The sequence below is a fragment of the Sphingobacterium sp. Ag1 genome (assembly GCF_000988325.1).
Lineage (GTDB): Bacteria > Bacteroidota > Bacteroidia > Sphingobacteriales > Sphingobacteriaceae > Sphingobacterium.
This window is the reverse complement of the sequence record NZ_LBGU01000008.1, coordinates 1-9723: the sequence shown is the minus strand read 5'-3', so window position 1 is coordinate 9723 and position 9723 is coordinate 1. Positions and strand designations below refer to the sequence as shown.

The 9723-nt window shown below is 40.2% G+C and carries 10 protein-coding genes; 3 read left to right on the top strand and 7 right to left on the bottom strand.

Annotated features, from left to right (window positions below):
• Positions 1-485 precede the first annotated feature (485 nt).
• Complete coding sequence (locus tag AAW12_RS00210) at positions 486-1577, top strand: lactonase family protein (protein ID WP_046671614.1); 1092 nt, start codon at positions 486-488, stop codon at positions 1575-1577.
• 57 nt (positions 1578-1634) lie between these two features.
• On the opposite strand, the gene mnhG is transcribed toward AAW12_RS00210, so the two are convergent.
• Genes mnhG through AAW12_RS00175 form a run of 7 tightly spaced genes read right to left on the bottom strand, consistent with a single transcriptional unit; the run spans position 1635 to position 7380 of the window.
• Positions 1635-1985 carry a monovalent cation/H(+) antiporter subunit G gene (gene mnhG, locus AAW12_RS00205; RefSeq protein WP_046671613.1) on the bottom strand — a complete coding sequence of 117 codons (351 nt, stop codon included), beginning with the start codon at positions 1983-1985 and terminating at the stop codon, positions 1635-1637.
• Positions 1978-2253, bottom strand: a complete 276-nt coding sequence (locus AAW12_RS00200; RefSeq protein WP_046671612.1) for a monovalent cation/H+ antiporter complex subunit F — start codon at positions 2251-2253, stop codon at positions 1978-1980. Before AAW12_RS00200 ends, mnhG begins: the two co-directional genes overlap by 8 nt.
• Positions 2250-2708, bottom strand: coding sequence for a Na+/H+ antiporter subunit E (locus AAW12_RS00195; protein ID WP_227550155.1), 459 nt, complete (start codon positions 2706-2708; stop codon positions 2250-2252). Before AAW12_RS00195 ends, AAW12_RS00200 begins: the two co-directional genes overlap by 4 nt.
• 19 nt (positions 2709-2727) lie before the next feature.
• Positions 2728-4236, bottom strand: a complete 1509-nt coding sequence (locus AAW12_RS00190) for a proton-conducting transporter membrane subunit (RefSeq protein ID WP_046671610.1) — start codon at positions 4234-4236, stop codon at positions 2728-2730.
• On the bottom strand, positions 4233-4589 hold the full coding sequence (locus AAW12_RS00185) for a Na+/H+ antiporter subunit C (protein ID WP_046671609.1): 357 nt from the start codon (positions 4587-4589) through the stop codon (positions 4233-4235). Before AAW12_RS00185 ends, AAW12_RS00190 begins: the two co-directional genes overlap by 4 nt.
• Positions 4590-4591: 2 nt before the next feature.
• Positions 4592-5014 carry a Na+/H+ antiporter subunit B gene (locus AAW12_RS00180; RefSeq protein WP_046671608.1) on the bottom strand — a complete coding sequence of 141 codons (423 nt, stop codon included), beginning with the start codon at positions 5012-5014 and terminating at the stop codon, positions 4592-4594.
• A gap of 56 nt (positions 5015-5070) precedes the next feature.
• Positions 5071-7380: a putative monovalent cation/H+ antiporter subunit A gene (locus tag AAW12_RS00175; RefSeq protein ID WP_046671607.1), complete on the bottom strand. Its 2310-nt coding sequence runs from the start codon at positions 7378-7380 to the stop codon at positions 5071-5073.
• A 385-nt stretch (positions 7381-7765) separates the two neighbouring features.
• On the opposite strand from AAW12_RS00175, the gene AAW12_RS00170 reads away from it, so the two are divergent.
• On the top strand, positions 7766-8287 hold the full coding sequence (locus tag AAW12_RS00170; protein WP_046671606.1) for an RNA polymerase sigma-70 factor: 522 nt from the start codon (positions 7766-7768) through the stop codon (positions 8285-8287).
• A gap of 51 nt (positions 8288-8338) precedes the next feature.
• On the top strand, positions 8339-9478 hold the full coding sequence (locus AAW12_RS00165; protein ID WP_046671605.1) for a FecR family protein: 1140 nt from the start codon (positions 8339-8341) through the stop codon (positions 9476-9478).
• Positions 9479-9723 lie beyond the last annotated feature (245 nt).

The window sequence follows — 9723 nt, the reverse complement described above, 5'->3', positions numbered from 1 at the left end:
TTCATCCGTATAAATTATTTATGTAATTATGAGCGTTCTTCATTTGTATAAATGAAATCATTTCACTCGGTTATTTGTTCATCATTTATTCTTTTGTCACAAGTATTCACGCTGCCTTGGCGGTATGCGTAGTAATTGTGTCCAATATATACTTTTTTGAACAACAGCACAAAATTATCAGATTATATGAATTATTCGTACTTTTATTTAACAATATTTTTGTATTCCCACTATTTTAAATGGGTGATTTTGGAATTGTTAAAATTGATGTGCTAAAATACGCATTTGCCTATTAGAAAGGACGGTTTTAACCAAATTTAACAAGTCTATTGACGATATTTACGCCTATAAAATGGCGGGGTTTTAGATCCTCACACTGCGGAATGAATGGGGAAATTTGAGCGGGATCTCGCATAATTTAGAAACAAACTTGATGTAACGGTCTCATTCAACACAGGAGTAGCTATATTTATAAAATAATTACAATGAAAAAAGCATTTATTTATTTGATGACGATTTTACCTCTGGCTAGTTTTGCGCAACAGATTCCCATGTTTGTGGGAACATATACGAGCAAAACTGCGAGCAAGGGTATCTATATTTATAATTTTGATGTTAAAACTGGTGAAACAACTTTGTTGAGCACACAAGAGAGTAAAGATCCATCCTTTTTAGCGCGAAATAATAACTTTATTTATGCCGTTAATGAGGTTCCAAATCAAGAGGGGGCCGTTTCGGCTTATTCTTTTAAGGACGGTCATTTAACTTTTCTCAACTCACTTCCTTCTGGAGGAGAGTCGCCTTGTTTTGTTGAAGTACATCCGAAGGGTAGCTTGCTTGCCGTGGCAAATTATACGGGCGGCTCTGCGGCGCTGTTTGATTTAGAAAGTAATGGTGTTTTAAGTAAAAGAGCACGCTTAATACAACACGAGGGTAAGGGGGTGGATCCTGTACGCCAAGAAAAGCCACATGTACATTCTACTTTTTTCTCGAATAAAGGGGATAAGTTATACGTCCAAGATCTTGGTTTGGATGAGATTTCTATTTATCCGGTGAATAAAGCGGGAAACGTCTATAGCCTTGCTGATGAATCGGAAGATGTCTTTACGCCAGCTGGAGGAGGACCACGTCATATTGTGTTTGATAAGAAAGAAAAATTCCTGTATGTCGTCCTGGAAATGACCGGTCAAATTGCATCGTATAAGAAAGATGGTGATGCGTGGATGTATCAAAGTACTTTTGATATTAACCCGGAAGGTTTTAAAGGAAGTAATGGTGGCGCTGATATTAAGATCTCTGCTGATGGAAAGTTTCTATATGCGACCAACCGTGGCGATGCCAATACGATAGCTACTTTTTCGGTAGAGAAAGATGGGGAATTGAAGAAAATTGCCAATCTTTCAGTAAAAGGTAAAGGACCGCGCAATTTCAACCTTTCTCCGGATGGGAAATATCTTTTGATCGCCAATCAATATACCAACAACATTGTTTTGTTTAGCCGGGATACTAAAACAGGCTTGTTGACAGATACCGGGAAAGAAATTGCTGTACCTGCTCCTGTTTGTATTATCTTTTAATCAGGACAAGAAGTTCTAAAGACAAGAAGATTTTTAGGAATAACTGTATAGCTTTTCTTAAAAATCTTCCTTTCGACAATCTAATTTACCTTCCTTTTCAAGGTCATTTAAGGTGGTTCCCTTCCATGTTTTCACCCGCTGTATATAAGCAGCTCTGCCAATCATGTGTGCGGCAACCGGAGCCGTTAGGATCAGAAAAAATCCAATGGCTATAGCCTTGGTTGTTACGGATACATCCGGGAAGGTCATGGCCGCACAGATGAGTAAAAGTCCCACACCCAGCGTTGCTGCCTTTACCGTAACCGAAAGACGTAAATAAAAATCGGGCATCCGCAAGATGCCAATAGACGCAAATAGTATGGCCAATGCCCCGATGGTACTGAGTATGGCTAAAGTAATATCAATCATCTTTGCTTTGTTTTTCTAAATAAAATGAAAATGCGATCGTGCCAAGAAATGCGATAAGCGCTAAGATCATGGCAATGTCTAAAAACACTTCCTGCGACGTTCGTATACTATAAACGGTAATAATGCCAATTCCGATGGTGATAATGAGATCGAGGGCAATCACACGATCAAATATTTGGGGACCTTTATACAGCCGGATAAACGCCAGTATGACTGAAATAGTCAAGATCGGAAGGATCACATAATCAAAATAGCTATTTAAAGTCATCTTAAGAGTTCTAAAAGTCTTCGTTCAACATTATTTTTAAGGGTAGAAACAAACTGTTCTTTGCTTTTCATATACATGACGTGAATAAAGAGCGTTTTTTTATCTTCACTTACGTCAAGGATAAGTGTGCCGGGTGTCAAGGAGATAAAGGTTGAAAGCAGGTTTATTTCCAAATCGGTTTTTGCATCCATGGGATATTTGACAATCGCCGGTTTGATAAAAAATTTGGGTGTTATCACGTCGTAGGCTACCTGCACATTGGCGACAATCATTTCCCACAAGAAAAAAAGAATAAAACTCAATGTTTTGGGTACCCGATAAAAATAGCGTTGATCTACCTCATTCCTGTTCATCAACCAGAGGATACCAAATCCCAACATAAAGCCGAATAGGAAGTTGGTGTAGTACATCGATCCCGTTAGTGCGACCCAAATGAAGGATAACATAAGGTTCATTAAAAACTGTTTAATCATATCATTTCTGCCCTCCTAATACAGCGTTTATGTAAGGTGATGTGTCCAATAACTGTGTAGCAATCTCATCGGCGACATGGATAATCGATTCGGCGTTGAGTCCGATATACAGGGACGCTGATGCCAAAATAACGACAGGAAGTATGAGCATTGTTCTTTTATAGCCAATCATGCCTGCAAATTTATCCTCAATGATTTCAGGGTCAGGTGCATCTTTCCAGAATACCTGTGCCCACATTTTGGCGATGACAAACAAAGTGATAAAACTGCCAATAATCAGGGCTCCCGCGAATGCATACTTTTCCAAATGAAATGCATCTTTGAATAGATAGATTTTAGGCCAGAAGCCCGAGAGTGGCGGGATGCCCACCAGTGAAAAAAGAACAATGGCAAAAAGCAATGAGATCTTTGGGTATTGTGCATAAAGTCCGCCCAGTTTATTCATATCCATGGTACCACGGAGTTGTCGTATAACACCGGCGATGAGGAATAAATTCGTTTTGACCATAATATCATGGATCAGATAGAATACTGCCCCCAATAAGGCCCATTTGCTATATAAGCCCAAACCGCCAATCATAAAACCAATATGGCAAACGATCAAATAGGAAAATAACCTTCGGATATTGGTCTTGATCAATGCACCAAAAGCGCCCGTCAGGATGGTCAATATGGCCAGTACGATAAGAAGCTCCTTGGTAAAATGATTGGGAATAAATAATAGTGAAAAGACCCTGAACAAGGCGTAAATCCCAACCTTGGTCAACAAGCCTCCAAATGTCGCTGCTACGGCTGAAGGCGGCGTATGGTAAGAAGAGGGTAACCAGAAATAGAGTGGAAAAACGGCGGATTTGATGCCAAAACCGATCAGGAAAAATGTGGCTGTAATTTCTACTAATGCCTGATTTTGTATTTTGGGGATGCGCAGGGCCAAGTCGGCCATGTTTAAAGAACCTGAAATACCATAAAGTATGCCTATGCCGGTTAGGAAAAACGTGGAAGCCAGGATATTCATGGCCATATATTTTACAGCTCCCTCCAATTGGGATTTTCTACCCCCTAAGGTCATGAGTACAAAAGAGGAAATAATAATGACTTCAAACCATACGTACAGGTTGAAGATGTCACCTGTCAGAAACGCGCCGTTTAGTCCCATCATCAAAAAGTGAAAGATCGGGAAATAGCCGTATAAGATGCGCTGGCGTCCCACACCGACACAGGAAAAGATGGAGACCGCCAGACCTGCTATTGAAGTCAGGAGAACAAGGGTACTGCTGAATAGGTCGGCAACAAAGACAATCCCAAACGGAGCTTTCCAATTGGCCGCATTCATGGTCAAAATACCACCGTCATAAACCTTGAAGAATAGTTTAAAGGCAAGAATAAGTGCGAGCAAACTTCCACCAACGCTCAAAAACCGTTGTGCAGTGGATTTGCGCCACAACATCAGTTGGACAATAGCAATAAATAAATGCACGATAATCGTGGCAATAATGTGGTTGTCTATCATATATCTTCTTCCTCAGGGGTGTTCAAATCATCCAGATCATCTGTACCCAGCAATGCATATACACGCTTGAGTAAAACGATGGCAAAGGAGGTCAGGCCAAAGCTGATCACGATGGCCGTTAAAATAAGGGCTTGCGGAATCGGGTCCGCATAAATATCGGTGAATACCTTCAAATCGGGACCTATGATGGGTGGTTTACCTTTAATAATATTTCCCAATAAGAAGATCAATATATTGGTACCATTGCCCAGTAACATAATACCCAGCAACAATTTCACCATGCTTCGACGCAGGATGAGGTATATTCCGGCAGCATAAAGGATGCCGATCAAGAGTACGAGTATCAGTTCCATTATTATTCTTCTTCTTCAGTCGTTAAAGCAATTGTAAATAAAATCGTCAGGACGACGCCAATGACAACAAAGTATACACCAAGGTCAAAAAATAAGGCGGTTCCTATCATCCCGATGACGGGAATTTTCTCTTCCAGCCAAAGACCGGTCATGACGGGATAACCAAAAAATGCAGGTAGGAACATACTGATGGCCGAAATTCCCAGTCCGATGGGGATGAGCGACAGGGGCTTGTATTGAATCAATTTCATGGTATTTTGCGGGCCAAAGGCAAAACTATGCAGAACAAAGGCAATTGAAGCAACTAGGCCTCCGACGAAGCCTCCGCCCGGATAATAATGCCCCCGGAGTAGAAGGAATACCGAGAAAAGTAAAAGTATTGGTAATAAATACCGCGTAGCGGTCTGTAATATTGTACTGTTCATTTGTTATTATTTAGCAATGAGTTGTCCGCTCATTTATGCATAAACTTTATCTATCATTATTCTTTATCAGAGGACTTTAAACGTAATTTTAATAAGCTATATACCCCCAATGCAGCGATACTCAATACCACAATTTCAAACATGGTGTCAAAACCTCTGAAATCGACAAGTATTACATTGACGACATTTTTTCCTTTAGCAAGCACATAGGCATAATCGCCATAGAAATCACTGATATTTGTCGTTGTTGGTTCATGCAGAACTCGAAGTGCGACCATGGAAAGCAAAATTCCAAAAACGATAGCGACAATGGCGTCACGAATGATGGTGCGCCGGTTGGCCAGGTTCAGGAAAGAAGGTAGTTTAAAGAGTACCAATACGAAGAGTACCACAGTGAGGGTATCGATGGTAAACTGTGTCATCGCTAGATCTGGAGCACTGTAAAACACGAAAATAAGACATATAGCATAACCTACAACACTGGTGGCTACTACAGCTGTTAATCGGGACGAGGTGCGGATGGTGAGTACAATGGCACCAATCAAAATGCAGACTGTAGTGACTTCGTAGAAACTCACCGGAGATAGGGTTTCCCATTTGATATGGAGTGGCCCACCCAGGTATAGTTGGTAGGCGATCAATAATTCGGCAAATAAAATAATTTTCAACAGATACGAACGCAAATAGCCGTTGTGCATTTTGTTGGTGAAGAAGGCCGAGAATAAAACAATTTCCTGCGCACATAACTGGATGATATATTCAGGCGAAATCTTATTGAAATTTGCAATCCAAGCCAATTTTTTAGCACTGGGTCTGTTTGCGAAATAAAGTAAGGTACCCGCGGCAATTGTAATAGCGCTTAATAGCAGGACTAAATTGAAGCCATGCCAGATTTTCAGGTGAAAAGTTTCCGGTTTTGCAAGTATGCTTACCGCAGTCGGCCCTGCAATCCAGTCGCCGATAAGTCCGGGGACACAGCCAAAAACAACACCGAGGACGGCTAAAAGTAAAGGTGGGATCCATAGGGCTTTATAAGGTAGGTGGATTTCATGAAATTGCTCGGGTAGCTTACCCATAAAAGGTTTGATGCCGGCCATAAATCCAGCAGAGACCAGGAGTATATTTGTTGCTACTGCAGCGACTGTCAAATAGAGAAATAAATCAGGTGTGGCATGTAGTGTTGCCTCATAAATCAGATCCTTTCCAATAAACCCAAATGTAAGTGGAATACCGGCACTGGAAAGTGCCGCTAGGAAACCTGCTATAGCGACAGGCATTAATACCTTACGTAGCCCCCGTAAGATGGTAAGATCCCGCGTTCCCGTTTCATGGTCTATAATCCCCGTAATCAAGAATAATGCGGCTTTATATAGGGCATGTACGAGTATAAAGACACTTGCTGCGATAACGGCATCCTTGGTGCCTAGTCCCAACAAGAATACTAAAATACCGAGGGCGGATATGGTTGAATAGGCGAGTACACCCTTGAGGTCTGTTCTGAAAAGCGAATGGAATGCGGCATACAACATCGTGAAACCACCAATGGCCATGAGGGAATACAGCCAGATTGGGTTGCCCCCAAGTATTGGTGAAAAACGGGCCAAAAGATAGATTCCTGCCTTAACCATCGTTGCCGAGTGTAAGTAGGCCGACACTGGCGTTGGCGCCTTCATGGCTCCGGGTAACCAAAAATGGAAAGGGAATTGTGCTGATTTCGTAATTGCTCCAAGTGCTATGAGGCCAAAGACGAGGGGAAATAGTGGATGTTGCTGAATGAGGGATACTTTGTCGATGAGTGCGGTAATATGGTAGGTACCCGCGATATTACCCAGCAAAATAAAACCTGCCAGTAGAAAAAAACCACCCAAACCAGTAATGGCTAGTGCGGTTAATGCGCTTTTGCGCGAATCATTTTTGTCATTGTTAAATCCAATGAGAAAAAATGAGCTGATCGAGGTTAGTTCCCAAAAGATGAAGAGCAACAGCATATTGTCCGACAGGACAAGCCCCAGCATAGCCGACATAAAAAGGCAGAGGTAGCCAAAGAAACGGTCGATATACCGATGACCTTTGAGATAGGCATTCGCGTAGAAAAAGATGCAAGCTCCGATCCCGGTAATCAATAAGGCGAAAAGTAGCGATAGTCCATCTAATTTAAAATCCAGATTGATGCCTAAGGAGGGCACCCAGGGTGTTGATTGCACGAAATAGGAGCCTTGACCAATAGGTACAATATATTGTGCAAAGTATAAAAATAGAAGTACCGGTAAGAATGCGAGAATAATACCCCATCTGGTTTTTAGGAACCGACCAAATGGAACAATAAGGCTCGATGTTATTAATCCTGACAGAACAGTAAATAGCATTTAGTCTTTGTTTTAATTTTTAACCTTCACTATTTCATCGTTGCCAATGCTTATATGGCGATGAAGGTTTTTTGAAAGTTTACAATATAATAAAAAAAAGCGAAAAAGTGCCAGTTTTTGACCATTTTTCCTCTATATAAAGGATAAAAGAGGGGATTTTGTTTTCGGCTAAGAACAGATTTTTTAAAGAAAAATACGTTTATAAAAATGAAATAAGAGATCCTTATTTATTGAGCGATAGAATTTTTTAATGTGCAGTATGAATAATTTATGTAATAAATGTGTTAATTTTTGTTTAACAAAAATTAAAAATTATATATTTACAAACTAGTTTATCAGCCACCAACGATTGTTGCTAATCAATTTTGTTATACCCGTTTGAAGTATGGGCCCCGAAGAGAAGTTATTTAGAACGCATTATAGAAGCTTGTGTCACTTTGCATGGAAATTTGTAGGGGAATCTGCTATTGCTGAAGATTTGGTACAAGAAGCATTTATTACTTTTTTTAAGGATCGCGAGCGTATGGATGAATCTGAAAGCTTTGTTCGAAATTATTTATATACTGCCGTTCGGTTTTCCTGCTTGAAGCACCTTAGGCATGAAAAAGTGAAGGAAAAGTATTGGACGAAAGTAGCGTTCACTGAAGAAGATGAGCATTCTGTGGAACTTTCTATGATTCATACCGAAGTGATCAATGAGGTTTATCGGATTATAGCAACAATGCCTGCTGCCTGTCAGCAAATTTTTACGATGGGCTATTTGGAAGGCTTATCGAATCTTGAGATTACGGAAAAACTTCAGATTAGCGTGAACACCGTGAAGACCCAGAAGCAACGGGGAATGAAGATTTTGTTAGAGAAGCTTCATCCCGAATTTTTACCCCTTATTATTTTTTTAATAAAATAATTTTAATTCTTGTCACCCCTGGTGAATCTATAGGGTTTCTAACCTATAGATATGAAAGCTAATACCAATTACATAGCCAGACTAATTAGTAAGTTACTTCGTGGTCAAGAAACCGTGGCGGAACGAGATGCTATTGAGCAGTGGCGGAAATCTGACAAAAGGAATGATGATTTGATTGAAAGCTTTCGAGAGGCAAAAAATATTGAAGGAGATCTTCATTTTTTTGCTAATTTGGATGAAGACGGGGCTTGGGGTAATATTCAGCGGACTCCTCAGAAAATAAAGAAAAATTATCGTCTTCTACTTCGTGTTGCCGCCATTCTCATTGTACTATTAGGAGCATCACTCTTTTATATATTTCAGCAGGATCGGAAAGTTCCTGAGCAAGTAGCAGCTATTCGTCCCGTAAAAAAAGATATTTCACCGGCGCAGCCAGGTGCCTTATTGGTCTTGGCGGATGGATCAGTTTTGCCTTTGGAGAAGTCGAACAAAACAGTAGATCCAAAAATCGTTGCTGATCATATACCCCACGCAGATCTGGCAGTAACAGAAGGTTCATTACAGTTTAACACGTTGGTTGTTCCAAAAGGTAATTTTTATAAAATAAATTTGGAGGATGGTACCCAGGTCTGGGTAAACGCCAACTCTCAGCTTAAATTTCCTGTAAAATTTAAAGAAAATGAGCGTCGTGTCTTCTTGGAAGGTGAGGCTTATTTTGAAGTTTCTCATGACGGAAATAGACCTTTCTTTGTGGAATCTAAAGAAAACGAAGTAAAGGTATTGGGGACGCATTTCAATGTTAATGCGTATGGGAAAAATGTTCGCACAACATTGTCTTCGGGAAGAGTGCAGGTAAGCCATTCTGGAAATATCGTTGTTTTGGAACCTGGGGAATATGCGAATCTTGTAGGAGAACAGCTTCGCAAAGGAAAGGCAGATTTGGAACACGATTTATCTTGGCATAACAATCAGTTTTATTTTAAGAAAGAGACCATTGTTGAGATTGCCTCCACACTTTCAAAATGGTATGACATCCATGTTAAATTCAGGAAAGATGTGGCATTGGATAAGGTGTATACAGGCAATTTTAAACGCGATGTCAAGTTGTCTGAAGTTTTAGAAATGTTGACGTACGTCTGTGATTTAAAATTTGAATTTGACGGACAAGAATTAATCGTAGGAAATAAATAAAAGGAGTGTCTATGTAAAAGAAATAATACCTAATCCAAGGTCTTATAACGAAGTAAGAACAGGAATGTTGCAGCATCCCTGTTCCGAAATGATCAAAAAGGCCTAAAAAAATTAAAAAGCGAATTAAGTAAACCCAATTAACCACAAAGAGTAAATGTATGAATAACTTACCATTTGGCAAAACGTGGCGACTGATACCTCATGACCCACGGTTTTGTAAACCTTTACGTATTATGAAAATTAGT

Coding starts and splice junctions, on each gene's coding strand:
- AAW12_RS00210 (WP_046671614.1), top strand. CDS start 486: ATGAAAAAAGCATTTATTTATTTGATGACGATTTTACCTCTGGCTAGT.
- mnhG (WP_046671613.1), bottom strand. CDS start 1,985: ATGATTGATATTACTTTAGCCATACTCAGTACCATCGGGGCATTGGCC.
- AAW12_RS00200 (WP_046671612.1), bottom strand. CDS start 2,253: ATGACTTTAAATAGCTATTTTGATTATGTGATCCTTCCGATCTTGACT.
- AAW12_RS00195 (WP_227550155.1), bottom strand. CDS start 2,708: ATGAACCTTATGTTATCCTTCATTTGGGTCGCACTAACGGGATCGATG.
- AAW12_RS00190 (WP_046671610.1), bottom strand. CDS start 4,236: ATGATAGACAACCACATTATTGCCACGATTATCGTGCATTTATTTATT.
- AAW12_RS00185 (WP_046671609.1), bottom strand. CDS start 4,589: ATGGAACTGATACTCGTACTCTTGATCGGCATCCTTTATGCTGCCGGA.
- AAW12_RS00180 (WP_046671608.1), bottom strand. CDS start 5,014: ATGAACAGTACAATATTACAGACCGCTACGCGGTATTTATTACCAATA.
- AAW12_RS00175 (WP_046671607.1), bottom strand. CDS start 7,380: ATGCTATTTACTGTTCTGTCAGGATTAATAACATCGAGCCTTATTGTT.
- AAW12_RS00170 (WP_046671606.1), top strand. CDS start 7,766: ATGGGCCCCGAAGAGAAGTTATTTAGAACGCATTATAGAAGCTTGTGT.
- AAW12_RS00165 (WP_046671605.1), top strand. CDS start 8,339: ATGAAAGCTAATACCAATTACATAGCCAGACTAATTAGTAAGTTACTT.